21 protein-coding genes are annotated in these 21140 nt (G+C 57.4%); all 21 read right to left on the bottom strand.

Going from position 1 to position 21140, the window contains the following annotated elements:
* Positions 1-49 precede the first annotated feature (49 nt).
* The 21 genes from EL361_RS09580 to EL361_RS09480 all read right to left on the bottom strand — a co-directional run bounded on the left by EL361_RS09580 (position 50) and on the right by EL361_RS09480 (position 21061).
* On the bottom strand, positions 50-1372 hold the full coding sequence (locus EL361_RS09580; protein ID WP_126378911.1) for a 4Fe-4S binding protein: 1323 nt from the start codon (positions 1370-1372) through the stop codon (positions 50-52).
* Positions 1372-2034: a 4Fe-4S binding protein gene (locus EL361_RS09575; RefSeq protein WP_172961700.1), complete on the bottom strand. Its 663-nt coding sequence runs from the start codon at positions 2032-2034 to the stop codon at positions 1372-1374. Before EL361_RS09575 ends, EL361_RS09580 begins: the two co-directional genes overlap by 1 nt.
* Before the next feature lie 95 nt (positions 2035-2129).
* Positions 2130-2861: a hypothetical protein gene (locus EL361_RS09570; RefSeq protein WP_126378906.1), complete on the bottom strand. Its 732-nt coding sequence runs from the start codon at positions 2859-2861 to the stop codon at positions 2130-2132.
* A 68-nt stretch (positions 2862-2929) separates the two neighbouring features.
* Positions 2930-3265, bottom strand: a complete 336-nt coding sequence (locus EL361_RS09565) for a hypothetical protein (RefSeq protein WP_126378904.1) — start codon at positions 3263-3265, stop codon at positions 2930-2932.
* Between the two features lie 13 nt (positions 3266-3278).
* Positions 3279-4427 (bottom strand): YIP1 family protein, encoded by a 1149-nt coding sequence (locus EL361_RS09560; RefSeq protein WP_126381403.1) that lies wholly within the window; start codon positions 4425-4427, stop codon positions 3279-3281.
* Positions 4428-4605: 178 nt separating this feature from the next.
* A complete protein-coding gene (locus EL361_RS09555; RefSeq protein ID WP_126378902.1) occupies positions 4606-5802 on the bottom strand; it encodes a glycosyltransferase family protein in 1197 nt (398 codons plus the stop codon).
* The gene (locus EL361_RS09550; protein ID WP_126378900.1) at positions 5774-6886 is read right to left on the bottom strand and encodes a glycosyltransferase family 4 protein; all 1113 of its coding nucleotides are present in this window, start codon (positions 6884-6886) and stop codon (positions 5774-5776) included. Before EL361_RS09550 ends, EL361_RS09555 begins: the two co-directional genes overlap by 29 nt.
* Before the next feature lie 2 nt (positions 6887-6888).
* Positions 6889-7698, bottom strand: a complete 810-nt coding sequence (fliS, locus tag EL361_RS09545; protein WP_126378898.1) for a flagellar export chaperone FliS — start codon at positions 7696-7698, stop codon at positions 6889-6891.
* Between the two features lie 22 nt (positions 7699-7720).
* The gene (gene fliD, locus EL361_RS09540) at positions 7721-9406 is read right to left on the bottom strand and encodes a flagellar filament capping protein FliD (protein ID WP_126378896.1); all 1686 of its coding nucleotides are present in this window, start codon (positions 9404-9406) and stop codon (positions 7721-7723) included.
* 152 nt (positions 9407-9558) lie between these two features.
* A complete protein-coding gene (locus tag EL361_RS09535; RefSeq protein ID WP_126378894.1) occupies positions 9559-10449 on the bottom strand; it encodes a flagellin N-terminal helical domain-containing protein in 891 nt (296 codons plus the stop codon).
* Between the two features lie 327 nt (positions 10450-10776).
* Positions 10777-11730, bottom strand: a complete 954-nt coding sequence (locus tag EL361_RS09530; RefSeq protein WP_126378892.1) for a hypothetical protein — start codon at positions 11728-11730, stop codon at positions 10777-10779.
* Between the two features lie 334 nt (positions 11731-12064).
* Complete coding sequence (tsaB, locus tag EL361_RS09525; protein ID WP_172961699.1) at positions 12065-12868, bottom strand: tRNA (adenosine(37)-N6)-threonylcarbamoyltransferase complex dimerization subunit type 1 TsaB; 804 nt, start codon at positions 12866-12868, stop codon at positions 12065-12067.
* Positions 12869-12876: 8 nt separating this feature from the next.
* Positions 12877-13944 carry an RIP metalloprotease RseP gene (gene rseP / locus EL361_RS09520; RefSeq protein ID WP_126378888.1) on the bottom strand — a complete coding sequence of 356 codons (1068 nt, stop codon included), beginning with the start codon at positions 13942-13944 and terminating at the stop codon, positions 12877-12879.
* Positions 13945-14013: 69 nt separating this feature from the next.
* Positions 14014-15207 (bottom strand): 1-deoxy-D-xylulose-5-phosphate reductoisomerase, encoded by a 1194-nt coding sequence (dxr, locus tag EL361_RS09515; protein WP_126378886.1) that lies wholly within the window; start codon positions 15205-15207, stop codon positions 14014-14016.
* Between the two features lie 36 nt (positions 15208-15243).
* Positions 15244-16089: a phosphatidate cytidylyltransferase gene (locus EL361_RS09510; protein WP_126378884.1), complete on the bottom strand. Its 846-nt coding sequence runs from the start codon at positions 16087-16089 to the stop codon at positions 15244-15246.
* A 15-nt stretch (positions 16090-16104) separates the two neighbouring features.
* The gene (gene uppS, locus EL361_RS09505; RefSeq protein WP_126378882.1) at positions 16105-16845 is read right to left on the bottom strand and encodes a polyprenyl diphosphate synthase; all 741 of its coding nucleotides are present in this window, start codon (positions 16843-16845) and stop codon (positions 16105-16107) included.
* 72 nt (positions 16846-16917) lie between these two features.
* On the bottom strand, positions 16918-17472 hold the full coding sequence (frr, locus tag EL361_RS09500) for a ribosome recycling factor (protein WP_126378880.1): 555 nt from the start codon (positions 17470-17472) through the stop codon (positions 16918-16920).
* A 6-nt stretch (positions 17473-17478) separates the two neighbouring features.
* Entirely contained in the window at positions 17479-18198 is a 720-nt protein-coding gene (gene pyrH, locus EL361_RS09495; protein ID WP_126378878.1) for a UMP kinase, read from the bottom strand.
* 104 nt (positions 18199-18302) lie between these two features.
* Positions 18303-19139 carry a translation elongation factor Ts gene (gene tsf, locus EL361_RS09490; protein ID WP_126378876.1) on the bottom strand — a complete coding sequence of 279 codons (837 nt, stop codon included), beginning with the start codon at positions 19137-19139 and terminating at the stop codon, positions 18303-18305.
* Positions 19140-19156: 17 nt separating this feature from the next.
* The gene (rpsB, locus tag EL361_RS09485) at positions 19157-20038 is read right to left on the bottom strand and encodes a 30S ribosomal protein S2 (protein WP_126378874.1); all 882 of its coding nucleotides are present in this window, start codon (positions 20036-20038) and stop codon (positions 19157-19159) included.
* A 228-nt stretch (positions 20039-20266) separates the two neighbouring features.
* Positions 20267-21061, bottom strand: a complete 795-nt coding sequence (locus EL361_RS09480; RefSeq protein WP_126378872.1) for a fumarylacetoacetate hydrolase family protein — start codon at positions 21059-21061, stop codon at positions 20267-20269.
* Between the last annotated feature and the right edge of the window lie 79 nt (positions 21062-21140).

Below are 21140 nucleotides of genomic sequence, written 5' to 3'. Positions count from 1 at the left end.
AAAATCATACGCGAATCCCGGATAAAAGGACAGACGGTGTGGCTTCCTGTCAGAGGCGTGCCACGCCCAGAAAGACGGCGTGGGCAGCCACTGCCATGGTCACGAACAGAGCGCGGGCATTGGCGTTGCTCAGGCCGGGAAAGACATAGTGCATGGCCGTGTGTGGGCAGGAGCCGACACAGTCGCCACACAGGGTGCAGGACAGGTGGGGTTTGCCCAATGCGATGCGTTCTTCATCCAGGGCATCGTAACGGCAGACAGCCGCACAGACGCCGCAGCCCGTACAGCCTTCGGTGATGCGCACCCGGAATGGATTGAGTTTGCCCAGGATGTTTGCGAGCAGCCCGATGGGGCAAAAGGTTGTGCAATGGACCATGACCCCCTTGCGGCGGGACAAGGTCAGCATGATGGCGACGCCGCCCAATCCGAAGCCTGCGGCCAGGGCCAGAGCCACGGAGATGGGCGCGCCCCAGTGCCGTAACCCCCAGGCTGTACCCGCCACAAGGACGAACAATCCCAGGCGTACCGGCTGTCGCCAGCGCGGGAGAGGAGCCGGGGTTTTGCGGGTGCGGCTGCTCAAACCGTCCCAGGCACCAATGTAACAGAGCCAACTGCACCAGGCCGGACCCACAAGGGCCACGGTGGATAGAAACAGGATCAGCATGAAGAAGCCTTCGCCCCGGTAGAGCGGCCCAGCCATGATCAGTGCGGGGATGGGCAGATGCAATTGTCCGGTCATCAGCATGCGCTCGGCGCCTGCCAGCCCCAGGATGAGTTGAACGAAAAATACGGCAGAAAACAGCCCCCATAATCGGATGCGCTTAGTGCTCCACTGGCGGGGCTTCAACCCCGGCATCAGGAATGAGCGGGTCAGTTCTGCGGCGTAGATGGACAGGCCAAGGATCAGCAGCCAGCCGCTGCCGGGCAGGAATCGGTCGGGCAGGAGGATGGGAAAGGAGACTTTTGCCTGGGTGGTCGAGAGCAGTCCGGCACACAGGGCAAAGGCCCAGGCCGGAGCCCATTGCGGCCCGGTATCGGATTGGGTGCGCGTGGCGACGCGCTGTGATTCCAAGAGGATGATGCCCAGCACCGCCAGCAGGATAAGCCCACTCAAGATCAACGCTAATCGAGTCCATGGCTGGTCTAGGGCGATGCGTATCTGGATCAGAGAGCTGCCTGTATTGGCCCAGAGGATGACCCCGGCTGCCAGGGCTATCTGGCCTATCCTGTGTGACCAGCTTCGGTGCAGCAGGAAAAGTGCAGGCATGAGTGCCCAGGCCAGCATCAGTCCGGGCTGTCCGCCTCTCAGGGCGTGCGCCCCCAGCAGCCACATGGACAGGATGGCGGGAAGGTAAGTGAGCAGCACGGGCATTATTCGCTATCCGGTCGACTCAAGGCTGCTGCCCCGACGCGGTTGACCACGTCTCCCATGCGCTCATGGCCTTGGGCCAGCTTCAGATAGTTTTTGATGCAGCGGGCGACGAGCACCGGGATATCGTCGGGCTGGCGCAAACCGGTCAGTTCTTCGGCAAAGCGTGGGTGACGCCCAAGTTTACCGCCCAGCATCAGCCTGAACCCCGTACTTGCATCGACGATGCACCCATTCAGGCAGACCTTTGTGCAGGCTCCGCAATTGGCGCATTTTTCGCGGTCGATGCTGGTCAGGATTCCGGCTTCATCCAGGCGGATTGCGCCTTCGCGGCAGACATCGGAACAGGCTCCGCAGGCAATGCAACATTCGGGATTGAAGTTTGGAGCCGCAGCACCGATCAACCCCACATCCGCAATCTGCGAGCGTGCGCAGGCATTGGGGCAATAGGAGATGGATATTTTGATGATGTTGTGGGCCTTGAGAGTGGACCCGATTCGTTGGCGAAGAGTTTCGCCCACGCCGAGTTCTGTCAGTGCGTCAAAGATGCGCTGGGGGAGTTCTGGTGCGTTCAGTGCCCTATGCTCACAGGCGTCGGCACCAAAGCATGCCGTGATGTGGAAGCCGTCTCCGGCCAGTTCCACCGTGTGTCGTTTGGGTTTCATGAACTCTCCGTATATGAAAACAGGCGGTGACGCTTTGACCGGGGTCAAATCGTTGCCGCCTGAGGGTATACGATGAATAGTGGTTTCGCCAGAGGTCATTCCATGGACGACTCTTCTTCCTCTTTGGGCTGGCCGTAATTCCAGTTGCGCAGCGGGTCGCCAATGTCGTTGGCCAGGGCTTGGGCCACCGCAAGCATGGGTGAGGAAGGCAGGCGGTTTTTCTTGTAGAAGAAAACATAATCCTGAGTCAGCCCGGCGGTCATGCTGCCTGCATGGGCCATGGACCACAGCAGATCACCCGTGGCGGCGTCGTAGATCTCCAGGCGTATGGCCAGTTCGGTATTTCCGGCGGAGCCTCCGAACATGAGATGAGTGACCTCGCCGCCGATGACCAGGTCGGCTCCTCCGGCGGAAGGCATGGTCATGATGCCCTGGGGGCCACGCCATTTTTCGCCTTCAAGCATGACCAAGCCGGGGAAGACTCTCTGCTTGAGCCAGGAGTTCCAGACAACGCGGGTCAGTTCCTCGGATAAGCCCTTGGCATTGGAGTAGTGCGTGCGCATGCGCAACGGGACCAATACCGCAGTCAGGGGTTCCAGAGGCGCGGTCCGGGGCTGGATGTAGATCTCAGGCAGCCAGGGGCGTTCCACGTACTGATCGATATACAGCGTGGGGGTACTGGAAAAGTCGGCTGTGACACCGGCTCCCACGTTGGCATTGCACGCGGCAAGGGAAAGGGCCGTTAGGCAGGCCATGAGCAAGGCGCCCAAATGGCGAACGGTCATGATGATGTCCTCGCAGTGGTTGCTGTTGAACCTTGACGACATGCGTCGCCTTCCGGGAATTCACCCCGGTGAACGGGACATAGCAAGATGCATACCGCATCGGATGCGGATTATTGTAGAGTGTCGGTGGGTGGTTCGGCGTTGTGCATGCTTTCCAGCAATTGGGCTTTGGACAGAAGCAGGCTCTTGCGCAGTTCCAGCCGTTTTGCGGTGGTCAATCGCCTGAATTCCGGCTTGCCCGCCAGTTCTCCAAGTTGTTTCATTTCCTTTTGGATGCGGGTCACGCGGGTTTGGAATTCCGGTTCATCGTGCCGGACTTTTGACGCAGTTCTGGCCAGGTCCTTGAGTTCGGCCGAGAGCTCGACAAAAACCTTGGGGGCGATTTGACGTTCCAGGCGCCTGGCATCTCGCCAGCGGCGCCAGTATTTAAGAAGGCGTTTGATCACGATCGCAACCCTTCTACATGCTTGGCGGCATATCCGCCGGGCTGATGAACGGTGCGGCAAAGGCCAGCAGGCCAAGCAGGATGATCGGCGAATAGGCCAGCAGCACCGAAAAGTATGAGGTCCTGTGGACAGCTTTCAGGCCGGCCACAATGACCGTGATTTGCCACAGAAAACTCAGGGGAATGCCGACAAAGGGCACGGCATAGAGCAGGCCTGTGGCATTGGCATAGCAGCAGACCCGGAAGGTTGCCCGGAAACCGGAATCTCCGGCACGGAATATTTTCAACAGCAGGTGCACGATACCCGCATTGACGTAGATGGCGGCGAACAGGAACATGGGCATGATGAACATCATCAGGAAATGTCCGCTCAGGGCTGCATAGAACCCCGCATCACTGGCTGCAGCCGCTTCCTGGCCCGGGCCCGCGAAATAGGCGAAGGGGTCCAGCCCTGCCGATTCCCAGATGGCCATGAACATGTAGGCCAGTTCGCCCAGCAGAACATAGAAGACCAGCGGTCTGGCCAGGCTCGTGTTCAGGGGCATGGCCTCGAAGAACAGCCCGGGATTGAACAGGGTGCGGCGGACGGTTTCCCACAGGCCGCCAAAGAACCCGAAGCGTTCTAAGTCCTCGAAGGGCACGGGTACGGTCTCGGACTCCTCGGGTGCTCCCTGGATGCGGTAGCTGCCGTTTTCAGGGGTACGACCGGGGTGAGTCTTGCCCAGATCGTCCAGCTTTTGCCAGATGTCGCTGGGGCCGCCGGTGTCGCCAGATGTCTTGTCCTGCTGCTTGGTGGGAGGGGCTGTTTCCGTGTCGGGCCGCTGTTCCGGTGAGTCCTCGGAGGCTTGTGGCTCAACGGGATGTCCTGCTGCGTGCACCACCTCGTTATTTTCCTGGAGGGGAGAAGCTTTGGACGTTGCGATGCCTTCGGGGGCAGGGCTTGGCTGTGCCTGAACGGCCTCTTCAGTCGGGAGAGCTTCCACCGATGGGGACTCCTGCTGCTCTGGGACCGGGACCGAAGCCGATGGCTCGGCCTGTTCGTCAGGGGTGCGGAAACGGAATTTGTTGCCACACTGCGGACAGGTGGCATTGACGGAGCGCCCGGGGATCTTGTCGTCCGGAACCTGACGTGAAAACTGACAATTGGGACAGGTGATATCCATGTTCTACCTTGTGTTTGTGATTGTCTGCGCAGGATACCTTGCCCGGGCTTTGGAATCAACAGGGCTGCAGGCCTGACTGAAAAACAGGATTATTGGTTGGGAGAGCAGTGGATACGCCGGTAGAACGGTCATCTGCAGGCGATGACCGTTCATATGAGCGATTGAAAGAAAATATTGATCAGGAAGGGTCCATGGGAATGATGACGGCTCTTAAATCGTCTGCTGAACCGATTTCCGGGAAAAACTCCACAGGTAATGCCGGATAGTCTGCGGACAGGGTATGGTTCAGTGCCCCAGCTCCTGCGGTATCGAATCCGGCCAGCTTCTGTTTGAGTTCATCAGGGGTTTTGAGCACATGCGATAGGTGCAGGATGGAGGCGTTCAGAGCAATGCCGAACGGTCCCCGGACGCCTGTAAGACGTTCGTGGATGGGGCGCTCATAGCTGATGCCGCCGGTCCAACGGAAGAGACGGAGTTGCAGGTCCGGCCATAGTCCATAGCCTGTCAGGATGTTGCCGACGTTTCGGGAAAGGGTCTTGCGTGGCAGGTAGAAACCGCCTGCGCCATTGGCATCGCCACGGGCGGCGAGCCTGCGACATGCCTCCCATCCAGCGGGCGACAGGCGTTCGTCAGCGTCCAGGGAGATGATCCATTTGGTGCGGCATTCGGCCAGCAGGGCGTTGCGTTGAGCCGCGAAGTCTCCATCCAGGGGACGGGCGAAGGAACGGACCGGTACGGCGCAGGGATATTGCGAGGCGGGCGGGGTTTGCCCATCCCACAGCACAAGGACTTCTTGCACGAAATCGGGAACCTGAGCAAAAAATTCCGGCAGACCGGGGTCGTCCGGGGAGAGGATGGTTGCCAGGGTCAGTGGAGGCGTCTGGGCCACTGGGGGGACGTCCAGCGGCAGCGCTGCAGCAAAGATCTTGCGGATCTGGGTCCAGCCCCTGTGATCACCTCCTGGCACGGCCCGTAACAGTGCGGTGCCAGGATGCAGCCCCTGCAAGCTCCAGAGTATGAAGTGGGCCCAGGGCGATGTATCGGCCAGCAGGTGAGTCCTGCCCCCTGCTTTGCTCCATGGGGCTTCGGAGTCTGCCATGGCTTCGCGGGCCCGTTGCGGGTCGCGTTCGGAAATGACGAGAGTGACTTCTGGAGGCAGCGCTGCATCAAGCAGGCGCGGCACTGCGCCGTCACCAAGGCCCATGAGGATAATCGCCGGTCTGGGTTCCTTGCGCCATGCCTTAAGCAGTAAGAGCAGGGCCTGATTGGCCCGGTCCGGTGGCATGTCGGGAAGGGGGTGGGAATTCTCTGCCTGCTCCCCAAGGTTGAACTGCAGAACTTCGTCGCTATATTTCCTGAATGGATGCCTGTTCATTCGAGTGTCCGGCTGTGGTTTGGGATGAGTCCAGCAGATCCTGATAGATGGTTTCCAACTGGCGGGTCACGGTCTGGGCCCGGTACAGACGCTGGGCTTTGGCTCGCCCGGCTTCACCCATGGCACGGGCCTCGCGGGGGTGATTCAGCAGCCATGCCACCGCTGTGGCATACTCTTCGGCAGTGGTGGCAATCAATCCTGTCTGGCCGTGCTCCACCAGCTCAAGCTGTGCGTTGTCTTTGGGACTGGGGCAGGGATGTGTGACAACCGGTAGACCAGCGGCCATAGCCTCGGCAATGACCAGCCCAAAGCTTTCGCCCGTGTCGTTGGCATGCGCCAGAACGGAAATGCTGTTGAAAAAATCAGCCAATTCCTCGTCGGTGTGCACAGCCTCGCAAAATTTCACATGATCATCAAGTCCACGAGTGTGCACCCATTGCTTGGCTTTGGGAGTACCACCGATGACCCGGTAGGTCATGTCCGGGATATGTTTCTGCAGATGGGGCAGCATCTCGAGGGCCAGGGCAGACCACTTGCCGGGATCCGGGCGGGACAGGCGTCCCACGCAATGTGCGACTGCGTCGTTCTGCCTGCTGTAGCGTGCAAAAAGATCTGTATCCACGGGATTGTAGAGAACCTGGTAGCGGGGACCTTTGACGTTGATCTGATTCATCTGCCCATAGCGCTCAAGGCAGAATCTGGACACGAAAAGATGGCGATCGATAATTTTGGCTTGAGGACTGGGGTCGAAGCGGCCAAAGACGTTGGTCTCAACCACGGCAGGAACGCCAGCCAGTCTGAGCAGTCGGAGGACCTTGGGATCGGGCCAGCCGGGGCGATGAAGATGTACGATGGCGGGGCGCAGGCGCTGCAGGATGACCAGCAGATCGCCTCCGACGAAGACGTCGATGCCTTTGGCTGCGAGCATGGCGCGCCGGGGGCCGTCTTCAAAGGCAAAGACCGAAGGGCTAAAGCGGGCTTTGTCCAGGTGGCTGACAAAGAGCTGAAGGGTCTTCTCTGTACCGCCCAGCCCAAGGCTTCCCGTAATATGCAGTACGGGGATAGGAGCGCCCACGGCGGACATGGCTAGCTCTTGGGGCCCTGGCGGCCATAGGCGCCGGGCAGGCCGGGCTTGCGCAACGGAGTTGGCTTCTTTGCGGGTGCAACCAGGGTTGGCCCTGTCGGAGAAGGTGCCGGCCTGACAAGGGTCGGTGCCTTCTTTTGAGGTTCACCTGATGGCGTTGCGCTCTGAGGCGTAGAGGTTTCGGGTGATTGCTTTGGCAGCGTTGCAGTCTGAGGCACCACAGGTTCTGGCGCGGGACTTTGCTGCGCGACCTGGGGTGCAACGGGAGCAGTGGGAGCGGATGGTGCCTGTTCTGGTGCTTCGCCATTCTGTGCCGGGTTGGGCTGGCCTGCCCCGTAGGCTCTGCTGACACGAGCGGCTGAGACCATGGGTGATCCCAGCTGTTTGGGCGCTGCAGCCATGGGCCGCGCCTGGGGAACTGCGCCTGTGGGGGCGGCAACTTCAGGCGCATCACCCTTGATGGTTTCGAAGGCTTCACGCAGTGAACTCAGGATGCGGACAACCTCGTCCACAAGCTCGGTGTTCATGTCCATGTTGGCGCGTAGTAATCTGGCGTTGCAATAGAAGTAGAGTTGGTGGAGGTTCTGGGCAACTTCGCCACCCTTTTCCGGATTCAGGCTGCTGTCCAGTTCTCCGATGATATCCATGGCCTTGGAGATGAGGATGCCCTTTTCGGCGTAGTTCTTCTCCTCGATCTTGACCTTGGACTGATTCAGGAATTTGATGGCCCCGTCATAGAGCATGAGCAAGACGTCGCTCTGCGACGTGGTGGTCACCTGAGTTGCAAAATACGCTTGTGCGCCCTTGATCATGTATGACTCCCTGGTCCTGCGGCTACTTTGAGCTCAGCGAACTGATCTGGCTATCCAACGACTTCATCATACTGTCATAATAGGACAATGTCGATTCCAGCCGAGCAAACCTACTGCGCGTCATGCGTTCCATACGTGTGATTCGATCTGTTTCGTAATCAATCTTCTTGTCGATGTCATCGATGATGTCCTGGTAGTTATCTTCCAAGATGTGCAGCGGCCCATCAACGGTACTGGTGATTTCATCCAGCGTTTCGACCATTTGGCCTGCCTTACCAAGCTTCAACCTGACTTCACCTGTATAGGTGCCAGCGGACAGATTGACAGCATTGATCACCAGACCGGCCATATCCGTGCCCGAGGGGCCAGTCATTTGGCTTCCAATGATGCTGGCCGTTTGACCACCGATGGTCGCTGAGGTGATGGTGCCACTCCCATCAACGGTGTATTCCACAGCATAGGTTCCGGCCTTTGTGACTCCGGAAATATGAGAATCGTAGGTGAAATCAGAGGAGTTGGTATCTCCCGAGAAATAGGCACTGAAGAAGCTTGAGACCGCGTCGGGGTCGGTTTTCATGGCCTCATCAAAGATTTCCTCGTCGAACATCAACAGACCACGGGTGGCCGAACCTTCTTCCGCGTCGGTCATGATGCCGATTTGGGATAAGGTGGAGATGACATCGTCGTCGTAATCGAAGCCCACACCCTTTTGCGAGGTGACATCCTTGAGCTTGGTCGAGATGAGCTGCAGGCCGTAGTTACCCTGCAGGAGAGCCCCCCTCTCCATGTTTTCATCGAACTTTGTGAGGTTGATGAGTTCCGAACGCACTTCGTTGATCTTGTCCACGAAGCCACGCACGTTTTCCTTGATGGCACTATTGTCGTTGGCGATGGAAAGCGTGATCGAGGCGTTGGATTGTCCGAAGGGAATGCTCTTCAACGAGAACGAGACCCCTTCCACCGCATCGGTGATGGTGTTGGTGTCCGATTCGATCCAGGTGGATATGGGCCAGCCATCCACTCGAATCTGGGCGTTCTGATTGGCCTGGTTGACGTCCCAGTTGCCCCCGGTATCGTCGTAACCGGACAGGGTGGAACCTGCCAAGGATAATGTCGCTCCCGAGCCCATGTCCATGCCCCGCATCTGGAGATAGGAAGAGGACCCGTCACTGACAATGGATGCCCGGACGCCGGGATTGTCGGCGTCCTTGTTGATCATGTTCAGCGCACCGGCCAGTGTGGTGCCGTCCGGGATGGTGATGGTGACAGCGGCCTTCCCATTATAGTTCAAAACGATGGTCTGATCCGATCCCGTGCTGTTGATGACAGTGGTGGGATCGGCATACCCGGTGCTGTTGGTTTGGATCTTGTTCTGGGCCAATTGGTTCACCAGAATGAGATGGTTACCCTCTGCAGCGTCGCTATCTGCCGTGGCAGTGAGTACGTCCTCGTCTGTGGACGTGACGTTCTTGACGAAAAATTCACTGGGCTTGTCCATGGACTGCATGTGAGTCTTGAGGGACAGCAGTGTGGTGTTCAGGTCCTGAAAAGCCGTCTGCTTGTCTTCCCAATCCGCTTTCCATGATTCGAGCCTGTTTTTATGAAAGCTCTGGGCTTTGACCATAGCTTGGATGATGGAATCGAAGTCGGTTCCATTGCCCAATCCCGTGAAGTGGATGGCGCCTGAGGTAAGGTAGTCGCCTGCCATACGCTTGTTCCTCTCGTGCAGAAATTTCCGGTTAGCGGTTTAACATCGCTGAAAATGCAATGTTGATGCCACCGGGGACGCACGAGACCGGACCACATATGCGTGGCCCGGTTCGTCGATGGTTATTTGCTTTTATCGTTGCTGTTTATCCATTATCCGCCGAGTAACTGCATGGCCATGCGCGGCAGCGAGTTGGCCTGGGCCAGCATGGCCGTGGCTGCCTGCGACAGGATTTGCTGCTTCACGAAATTAGTCATTTCCAGAGCTACATCCACGTCCGAGATGCGAGATTCAGAGGCGGAGAGATTCTCGGCCTGAATCTGCAGGTTGGTGATGGTGTTCTCAAGACGGTTCTGCATGGCTCCCAGCCCGGCTCGAATCTTGTCCTTGGATACGATGGCATCATTGATACCATCCAGAGCATTCTGTGCCGCCGACTGGGTGGAAATGGCGAATCCAGCTCCTGCAACTGCCTGATTGCCCACGCCAAGGGCCGAGGCCGTGGCATTGCCGATCTGGATGTAGTAATAGTCTTCGGCGCTGTCGTTGGCCGTTCCAAAGTGAATCTTCATCTTGCCCGAAGGAGTCAGGCCGGAACCATCGTGGGTCGAGCTGGAGAGGTTGCCATTCAAGAGGTACAGCCCGTTGAAATCCGTGGCGTTGGCAATACGGGTGATTTCCGAGGCCATGGCCTGATATTCTGAATCCAGGATCAGACGTTGGTCGGAGTTATAAGTACCAGTTGCGGCCTGTTCGGCCAGTTCCTTCATGCGTATCAACTTTTCATCGATGACGGCCAGCGCTCCATCTGCGGTTTGCAACATGGATATGGCGTCATTGGCATTGCGCACACCCTGATTCAGGGCGGCAATGTCCGAGCGCATGATTTCACGAATAGCCATTCCCGCTGCATCGTCGGCAGCTGTACCGATGCGCAGACCGGAAGAAAGTCGGCGGACGGAAACGGAAAGGGCTCCAAAGGAATTGCTCAGATTGCGAGCGGCGTTCATCGCCATCAGGTTATTATTGATAACCATCGACATGTCACTTTCCTCCATGAAAGCTTCGGTGCCGGCGTCCATGCCGGCGGATATGGATAGCGGTGGGATAAGTGGTGGAACCGAATCCTTGGTTCCGTCGGAGCCGATCCTTTGGCTCCTGTTTATCCCCGTGCTGGGAGTCTCATCGTCTTCGTGGAGGAGTTACTTTAGGGTTGGCGGGATTAAATAATGAGAAAAATAAACAGCCCCGGCTATAGAGCTCCGCGGCTGCTTATTTTTGGGATGTTTTTGAGTGCTGCTATTAAGTATGTTGGAAAAAACCATAATGAATCGAACAGCCGTGATCTAGGATCGATTTTGTTGCGGGGGCTACTCTTTGTTGGTCAATGCTGTGATCCCTGCCTCATCCGCTTTGGCTTTTATCTCGTTGAGATTTTTTTTGATTTTGACATATTTAGGAGAGTAAGGGGTCAATTGCTGGTTGATGTTGTGCCAGGATTGGAAGATCTGTTCCTCAATAAGTTTCCTGACTTCGGGGTTGCTCGTTTGATTGAATTTGTCGATGTTTTCGAGTGCCAGTTTGTAGTTAGCATCAGTGATAGTGTAATTTGTCAGTTTAGTTTCAGTTACAGACTTAATTCCATTTTTTATTAGATCGGTTGTCGAATCGATGGGCATATAGGTTGAATTGATCTGGTCCAATTTGATTCCACGAGTGAATCCTAGCCCCCACAAAAAATCATTGGTTGAGGTTTTGAAATCTAATTGAAGAAAGCCGGAATCGTTTTGCGTGCTGTCGATGTGGACAGTTTTTTCGGTTCCCATGGCTTTAATAACGAGGGTTTTGGTTTGTTTTGGAATAGACGTTTGAATAGCACCTGGGATAACGGGCAAGCTGCTTCGTAAAAGGATATTGTTTCCGGGACCATAGGCTTCAATATCGATGGAGAATTGTATTTTTTGTGATTTTTGATGTTGCTCGATTTGTGACATCTCAATGTATATTGTTCTACTGTCTTTCGCTTCTATGACTTCTAGATGGGGGGGCTGGGCGAAGGCCTCGCTTACGGTGAATAGATAACTTATTCTCTCTCTTGCTCTATTTGCATTCCCTTCTTGTACCCCAGACATCATGTTCGTGATGATACCGGGAGCGCAAACGCCAATGATGAACGCCTGTCTGAATTCCTTCTCGCCAAAGACGATGGCCAACACTGAACCGATAAAGAAAAAAAGGCCGAGGGCCCAAAATAATCCGGCCTCCGGCGGTGGTTCGCTTGGATTTGTTGCATAGGTGCTCGCAAGTTTGCAAAGTGTAGGCATGAGCCCCCCCACTCCTGCAATGGAGATACAGCCAAGTGAGCATCTCATGGTTATTCCTCCGTGTTCAAGTGCCGTGTGCTAATTCTAGGAGCTAACCTATACATAAAATATAGATAAACAATTCGTTAGCGGTAAAGTAACATTTATGGAGTAGGGGTCAAGTAGGCCCTCGTTGGGAGCTGTAGGGAATTCTGATGTTTTGTCAGAAGTCGTTGTTTGCTCTACATGACGTCGTCTTGGAAGAGGGGCACTGAGGGATGTTTGGGGAAGGCTAAAGAGGAAGGGGGAGCATTGGTGGAATTTGTACGGTTAGCTATTATGGGTACAATTGGCATCAGCTCTCGCTGTCGCCGCAGATTGGTGCGGTGATGGCGGAAGTGGCCGTGGCCAGTCGACGTAAAGCCTCTTCAGGGCCGATGCCGCGGCCTGCGGCGATACCGGGAAGGTTGTCTTCAGCGTCCGAGGCCCGCAGGTACATCGGCTCAAGGGGGGTCGTGGTGTAGGACGCGTGGGCGGCGGCCCCGGCCAGGACATGGAGCAGCGGGTGGTCGAATCCTTCGCCCAGAATGCGCAGGCTGGGTAGGGCCTCTTGGAAGAATTCGAGATTATTGCGCAAGCCACTGCCCACGGCGCTGACTGGTGCGGGTAGCGTATTGATGGCGGCAACCGCCTGATCCAGAGGCAGCGGTTGTGGATTGCCCAACGCCTTTCCTTCTGGAACGGAAAAGGCCTGAACATAGACTTGGCGGCTGCGGGAATGGGTAATCACGGCCAGGGTTCCCTCAAGCAGTGGGGCGGGACCTGCGGCGATGAGCGGCAAATACTCCAGACCCGCCATGGGGATATCAGCAGCCCGGGAAAGACCGAGGGCCGTAGCCAGAATCATGCGTAGCCCTGTGAAGCTCCCGGGGCCACGGACGCAGGCTATGCCGGTTAAATTTGCCGTGGTCAGCCCCAGGCGGTCCAACAGGCTCTGTAGTGCAGGGACCAGGTGCTGCATGGAACTGCCTGCCACCGTCAGTTCCTGCGAGGCAAGAAGCTCTCCGTCTTCAGCCAGGACCAACTGGAGTCGTTGTTCGCTCCCGTTCAGAACCAGCTGAGGGGTCGGGATGCGTCTGGGGGATCGTTTCTTGCCCATTGCAATCCTTAGGAGAAGAGCCGGTACAGGTCGTTGAAGATGGCCAGCCCCATAAGCATCACCAGGAACATGATGCCAAGGCGGGTGGTGATGATCTGCCATTTTTCGGACACCGGGCGGCGGAAGATCATTTCCAGTCCGCAGAACAGGATGTGCCCACCGTCCAGTACGGGAATGGGGAAGAGGTTGATCAGTCCCAGGTTGACGCTGATGATGGCGGTCAGGAACAGGACGCTGGTCAGGCCCTGTTCGGCGCCGTCGCTTACCAACTGGGCGATCATGATGGGGCCACCCACGGTATCCAGAGGAATGGCGCGCTCAACGATCTTGATCAATGCCTGCAGCGTGACCTTGATGTAATTGAGGGTCTGCATCCCGCCTTCGGTCATGGCTTCGCCAAAGGACATGGGTTGGGTCACGACGTCGCCACGTGAGCCGATACCCACCATGGGAGTGGTGATGGTTTCCCCGAACAGATTGGTGTTTTCCGCAAGGCGGGGAGTGATCTGGATATCGATTTGTTGGCTGTCCCTGTCCACGGTGAAGAGCAAGGTGCGGCCTTCACTCTCCTGAATCAGGGTGGTCATTTCCTTCCAGAAGATGACCGGTTCTCCGTCGATGGCGGTAATAAAGTCGCCGGGCTGTAACCCTGCGATCTGTGCCGCGCTGCTTTCCTGGACCGTGCCTACAACGGGCTTCAGATCCATCTTGCCTTCGACAAAGAACAATCCCCAGAGGATGAACCAGGCCAGCACGAAGTTGAAGATCGGGCCTGCTGCTACCACCATCATGCGGTGCAGGGGCGGACGCAGGGCAAAGCTTTCCTCGCGGGTGAAGCCCTCGGGCAGGTCCTCTTCGTCGCCACCTTCACCCAACAGCGAAACATAGCCGCCCAACGGGATCAGGGAAAGTTTGTAGTCGGTCTGACCGCGTCTGAAGCCAACCAGCTTGGGCCCGAAGCCCAGCGAGAAGGCCTTGACGCCGACGCCCAGCAGACGTGCGACAATGAAGTGGCCCAGTTCGTGGAAGAAGATCAGAGCTCCGAGAACGAGAATGACTGCGATGGTTCCCTGCATGGGCGACGGTACTCCATGCCGACGCATTGCGACGGCGTTGTGCTTGGGCTGGAAGTGTTCGGTCTTGGGCTACGATGCCCAGTGTCTGACGCGGTCCCTGGTCTCATGATCCACAGCGAGGATTGCTTCCAGGCTGGTGGCGTCGGCTCCGGCGTGGTCGTCCAGAGCACGTCCAACCAGTGCCGGGATGTTCGTGAAGCCTATGTTGCCGCTCAGGAACAGTTCCACGGCCACTTCGTTGGCGGCATTGAGTACCACCGGGTAGCTGGGGCCTGCTTCGAGGGCTTGGAACGCATACGCCAGGCAAGGGAATATATCTAATGCCGGGGCCTCAAAGGTCAAGTGTCCTGCGTGCACTAGATCCAGCGGTTTCAGGGACAGGGGCAGTCTGCCTGGCCAGCCCAGGGCATAGGCGATGGCGACCTGCATGTCGGCAGGGCCCAGTTGGGCCAGCATGGAACGATCTTCGTACTCCACCAGAGAATGGACGAAGCTTTGAGGGTGAACCACAACTTCGATTTGATCAGCGGGTAGTCCGAACAGATGGAAGGCCTCAATGACCTCAAGCCCCTTGTTCATCAGGGTGGCCGAGTCGATACTGATCTTGGCGCCCATGGACCAGTTGGGGTGGTTCAGAGCCTGTTCACGAGTTACGGTTTTCAGATATTCAGCGCTCTTGCCCCTGAACGGTCCGCCCGAGGCCGTGAGCAGCAGACGACGGACGGGTGACTGTCGCTGTCCGATCAAACCCTGGAAGAGGGCGTTGTGCTCGCTGTCCACCGGGAGAATGGCAGCCCCTGTCTTGTGGCAGGCCTCGCGGAAGAGGTGTCCGGCCAGGACAAGGGCCTCTTTGTTGGCCAGGGCAATAGTCTTACCCGCACGTGCGGCGGCCAGAGCAGGGACCAATCCGGCGGCACCGACCTGGGCCGCAAGGACGGTATGCGCTTCGGGTAAAGTTGCCAGCTGGGCATAAGCCTCCGGGCCCACGAGAATTTCCGGGGTGTAGTCGGCAGGTAAGAGTGCTTTGACCTCGGCGGCAGCTTCTTCGGTCAGCATTGCCAGCAGCGGTGGGCGTAATGCCGTAGCCTGTTCGGCCAAGCGCACAGCGTTGCGGGCTCCAGCCAGAGCCAGAATCTGAAACCGCCCGGGGTGCTGAGCCACGACCTTCAGGGTGCTGACGCCGATGGACCCTGTGCTGCCCAACAGGACAAGGGGTTTGGGCGAGGGTGAATCTGTGGGCAGCGGAGAGATGTAGTTCATCATGGAATGCCTTGCACGAGGGGTGACAGGTTGTCCGGCCTAGCGGAAGAAATTGAACAGGGCATCCAGCCCAGCATAGGTGGCCACTGCCAGAAGCAGGCTGTCGATCCGGTCCAGGATTCCACCGTGTCCGGGGAGCAATGTCCCGGAGTCCTTCACATGCAGGCGGCGTTTGAGGGCAGATTCGAAGAAGTCACCGAACTGGGCCGAGATGTTCAGGCCAATGCCGAGCAGTGCCCACATCCACCATGGGCGTCCCGCTCCTGCGCCAGCCAGCCAGTATTCATCCACGGCGCCTGCAGCCAGGCAGACCATGATGCTCGCGACCATGCCACCCATGCTACCAGCCCAGGTTTTCTTGGGACTGACCATGGGCCAGACCTTGGGGCCGCCGATCAATGAGCCAGCATAGAAGGCGCCGGTATCCGATGCAAGGACTGCCAGCAGCACCAGTACGATTTCCATGCGCTCGAAGCCAAAGAGGAACTGGAGCAGTACGGGGACATAGAGCAGGCCTGTGATGAATACCGAGGACTGACCATAGGAGTATTCCTCGCTCTGGTCTTCGGGGTGCAGGCTGTAACGCTTGAGGAACCAGAGGTTGCAGACCCAGAAAGCGGCCACAAGGGCAGCCAGGATCAACCATGGTTCATTCCATTTGCCAGCCAGCAGAATCAGGGTGCCCAGCCCGAGGCCGGAAATTTTCAGGGTCAGGTGTCGCCTCTTGGACCAGAACATGCCGAAGAATTCCCACAGTCCACCTGCGGCAATGGCCGTCAGCAGGGCAAATTCTGACCAACCTCTGAATGTGATGGACAGAGCCCAGAGGACAACCAGCATCAAGCCGGTTCCGATGCGTTTTTTATGTGAGGAGGACAGGGCCATTGTATGGTCTCCGGGTTAGGTGTCCTGCTCGGCCTGTTCACCTGTCTTGCCGAAACGGCGCTTGCGCCCGGCATAGGTTTCCAGGGCCTTGTGCAGTTCGGTTTCATCGAAGTCGGGCCAGAGGGTGTCGGTGAAATAGAACTCGGCGTAGGCGGCCTGGAACAGCAGATAGTTCGAGAGCCTCTGTTCGCCACTGGTGCGGATGATGAGATCCGGGTCCGGCTGCCCTGCTGTGTACAACCGATTTGCGAGAGCTTCTTCGGTAAACTCTGCCGGGGGCGTTTCGGCCTCGGCCAGCAGGCGGGCGGCACGGACGATTTCGTCCCGGCTGGAATAGTTCAGCGCCAGGTTCAGGGTCATGGACGCGCAGTCATTGGTGGTGGTCATGACATGTTGCAGAACCTTACGAGTGGCCAGTGGCAACTCGTTGATCTCACCCAGAATATTCAAACGGATATCCTGTTCAAGCAACAGGCTGAGTTCATTGGTCAGGAAGCGTTTGAGGAGATCGAACAGGAAGCTGATTTCTTCCTTGGGGCGGCCCCAGTTCTCTTTGGAAAAAGTGTACAGCGTCAGATGCCTGATGCCCAGCTTGCGACATTCGGTGACAACTTTGCGGGCCGTTTTGGTGCCAGCCCGATGCCCCTCGCTGCGGGTCAGGCCTCTGGAGGTGGCCCAGCGTCCATTGCCGTCCATGATGACGGCAAGGTGAACAGGTAAAGAGGTAAGCTGCAGGACGATCCTCCTTGGAATCATCTGTCTCCATGAGACGGTCAAGCCCCGGGGTGGAATACCACCCCGGGGCATATCATCTCCCTCGAGTGAGGGCTATATTTCCATGATTTCGATTTCTTTGGCCTCGAGGACCTCATCAGCCTTCTTGATCATGGCATCGGTGACTTTCTGGACGTCATCCTGACCTTTATGTAGTTCGTCTTCGGTGATGTCCTTGTCCTTCTGCATGGCCTTGAGCATGTCGTTGGCGTCGCGGCGGACATTGCGCATGCCGATGCGGCAGTCTTCGGTATACTTCTTGGCGAGCTTGGCCAGTTCCTTGCGGCGTTCTTCGGTCAGGGGCGGAATGTTGATGCGGATCAGCTTTCCGTCGTTGACCGGGGTCAGCCCAAGGTCCGACTTCATGATGGCCTTTTCGATGGAGGCAAAGGCTCCACGATCCCAAGGCTGGATGGTCAGCGACCTGGATTCTGGGATGGAGATCGAGGCGATCTGTTTCAAGGGCGTAGGAGTGCCGTAGTAGTCCACCATGATATCTTCGACCAGAGATGCCGAAGCGCGTCCAGTGCGTAATTTGGTGAACTCTCTGTCCAGGTTCGCCAGTGCCTTGTTCATCCTTTCCCGGGCGTCATCCATAACGGATTGCATTGTCGCTTATCCTCCTTGAACTATGGTTCCGACGGCCTCCCCATTCACGACACGCTTGATGTTGCCGGGTGTGAACAGGTTGAACACGCAGATGGGCAGGTCATTATCCATGGCCAGGGAAATGGCTGTGGAATCCATGACCTTGAGGCGTTTGCTCAGGACGTCGATGTATGTCAGCTGCTCGAAGAGCGTCGCATCGTCATGTTCCATGGGGTCCTTGTCGTAGACCCCGTCCACCTTGGTTGCCTTCAGGATGGCTTCGGTGTTCAGTTCGGCGGCTCGCAGCGCGGCTGCGGTGTCAGTGGTGAAGTAGGGGTTGCCGGTTCCGGCAGCACAGATCACCACTCGGCCCTTTTCCAGATGGCGCACGGCGCGACGTCTGATGTAGGGCTCGGCCACTTCCTTCATGTCGATGGCGCTCATGACACGGGTCTGCACGCCTTCCTTCTCCAGTCCGTCCTGCACAGCCAGTGCGTTCATCACCGTGGCCAGCATGCCCATGTAATCGCCCTGGGCGCGGTCCATGCCTTTGGCGCTTGCGGCCATGCCACGGAAGATGTTGCCTCCGCCGATGACCAGAGCCACCTGCAGGCCCATTTGTGCTACTTCTGCAATTTCACGGGCAAATACGCTAACGGATTCGGGGTCTATACCGAATTTTTTGCTCCCCGCCAATGCCTCGCCACTGAGCTTCAACAGGACACGATTGAACCGGAGTTTGCTCATACGCGCATCTCTCCCCTGGTTGTAGGGTGTTTGCCTCCAAGATGAATATCATCTCTGGGGCTGAATGTCGGTCAAAAAAAACGGGCCTTACGGCCCGTTTGAATCTATTCCTCGTCGGACGACGGTGCGCCCTCACCGAGGGCCAGTCGCGTAAAGCTCAAGACTTTCGCGCCGCCAGCGGCTTCCTTGAGGTACTGCTTGATGGATTTTTTGTCGTCCTTGATGAACGGCTGCTCCAGCAGGCAGACTTCTTTGTAGTATTTGTTTACGCGGCCGATCATGATCTTTTCGACGATCTCGGCGGGTTTGCCTTCTTCGAGGCCCTGATTGCGGTAGATTTCCTTTTCCTTCTCCAGGAGATCCTGGGGAACTTCGTCAGAGGAAACGCAAAGCGGGTTCACGGCAGCAACCTGCATGGCAATGTCTTTGCCAATGGCAGCATCGTCGGTGCCGTCGAGGGCCACGAGGACGCCGATCTTCATGTTGGAGTGGATGTAGACACCCACAACGCCGTCGGCAGCGACTTTGGCAAAACGGCCAACGCCCATGTTTTCGCCCAGCTTGCCAATCAGGCCGGAGACGTCAACCATTTCGGCGGGCAGGTCAGCGGCAACACCGGTGGTCACATCGAGGCCAGCGATCTGCTCGGCCAGGTTGGCGGCAAAGCCTTGGAAGTCTTCGCCTTTGGCCACGAAGTCAGTCTCGCACATCAGCTCGACCAGAGTAGCGGTCTTACCATCGGCGGAGATGTAAGTACCCACAACGCCTTCAGAGGTGGCGCGGCCAGCCTTCTTGGCGGCCTTGGCAAGGCCCTTCTCGCGCAGGAACGCGATGGCCTTTTCTTCGTCGCCACCGCTCTCCACGAGCGCTTTCTTGCAGTCCATCATGCCTACGCCGGTCTTCTCGCGCAGGTCTTTAACCATAGCTGCGGTGATAGCCATTGTTATCTCCTTGAAAGTTACTCGGAAGCTTCTTCGGTGGTCTCGGTCTTGGGGGCCTCGGTTGCCTCGGCTTCAGCCTTGGGGGCTTCGGCGGGCTTGGCTTTGGGGACCTCGATCTTGGGGACTTCGGTCTTGGGAGCCGCGGGCTTGGGTGCGTCAGCCTTCTTGTCCTTGGCCTGAGCGGCGTCGGCAGCTTTAGCCATGGCCACTTCTTCCTGACGGGCGCCGCCTTCGAGGCAGGCGTCGGCCACGTGGGCCACAAACAGCTTGATGGCGCGGATGGCGTCGTCGTTGCCGGGGATGACGTAGTCGATGACATCAGGGTCGCAGTTGGTGTCAACCACAGCCACGATGGGGATACCGAGCTTGCGACATTCCTTGACGGCGATGTCCTCGCGCTTGGGATCGATGACAAACGCAGCGGCGGGCAGCCTTTCCATGTCCTTGATGCCGCCGAGTGCGTTGTTCAGCTTGGCGACTTCACGGGTCATGCCCACGACTTCTTTCTTGGTGTATTTGCTGGTGGTGCCATCCTCGAACATCTCCTCCAGCTTCTTCAGGCGGTCAATGGAACGCTTGATGGTCTGGAAGTTGGTGAGCGTGCCGCCCATCCAACGGTTGGTGATGTAGTACTGGCCAGCACGAGCGGCTTCCTGCTTCACGGCTTCCTGAGCCTGACGCTTGGTGCCGATGAAGATGATTTTTTCGCCCTTGGCGACGTTCTCAGCGATGAAATCGTGAGCGGTCTGGAACAGACGGACAGTCTGCTGAAGGTCGATGATGTGGATGCCGTTGCGAGCGCCGAAGATGTAAGGACGCATCTTGGGGTTCCAGCGTCGGGTCTGGTGACCAAAGTGGACGCCGGTCTCCAGCATCTGCTTCATGGTAACGTAAGCCATTGGAATTCCTCCTGGGTTGTTTCCTCCACTCCGGCCTTGTGGCGTCCGTCAAACCCTGCACCGTGCAGGGCACCCGGGACGCGGCCGAGGTGTGTGGTCTTGAAGAGTCGCGGACTTTTACGTGAAAACAAACGAAATGGCAAGCCCTGAGATCCGAATGCCTGCCTTCCCTTCAGTGGAAATTGCGTGCCGGATTCAGGTCTCTGCCGCAATGCCCAGATATTTATATCATTGCAGCGTGGCTGCCGGATCCTCTGTGACGGGCGCGCTTGGCTGTGGCGCATTTTGAACCGTGTTGGTCAACAGTCCTACGGTTTCGATTTCCACAGTGACTTCGTCACCGGCTTTGAGCTCTCCGATACCTGCGGGTGTTCCCGTCAGCACCACATCCCCGGGCATGAGCGTCATGACGCGAGAGATAAAGCTGACGGCTTCGGGTACGGAAAAGACCATTTCCGATGTATTGCCCTGTTGGCGGACCTGTCCGTTCACCAGTGTTCGGATGTTCAGATTACCCGGATTGGATACATCGGTCTCGATCCAGGGGCCGATGGGGGCAAAGGTGTCGAATCCTTTGGCACGAGTGAACAAGCCGTCCTTGCGCTGCAGATCGCGGGCAGTGACGTCGTTGGCGCATGCATATCCAAATATATAAGGGGCCAATTCATCAGCAGGGACGTTTTTGCACTGGCGTCCGATGATGACGGCAAGTTCCCCCTCGTAGTCCACTTGTTCCGACATGGATGGAATGAGGATGGGTTGGCCGTGGGCGATGACGGATGTGGGGGGCTTCAAAAAGATCAGGGGTTCCTGTGGCAGCTCATGGCCCAATTCTTCGGCATGCGAGCGGTAGTTCAGCCCCAGGCAGACGATCTTGCTGGGTACTGCCAGAGGCAGAACCTGAACTTCGGACAGGGAAAGAGGTTTGTCCAGACCCTTGGAGCGGTCGAGGCAGAGGACTTCGCCGTCGAGTAATTGGGCGTAGAAAGAGTAGTTATTGTAAGCCACTCGGATGATGCGCATTGATGGGCCTCCGGTTTCGCGTTCACCGTCAAGTCCGGCGAACATCACTCGCGGGACCATAACAGCCCTGGGCCAAGGT

The organism is Desulfovibrio ferrophilus, assembly GCF_003966735.1.
GTDB lineage: Bacteria > Desulfobacterota > Desulfovibrionia > Desulfovibrionales > Desulfovibrionaceae > Desulfovibrio_Q > Desulfovibrio_Q ferrophilus.
Note: the sequence above shows the minus strand (reverse complement) of the source record. Positions and strands in the feature narration are given on the sequence as shown.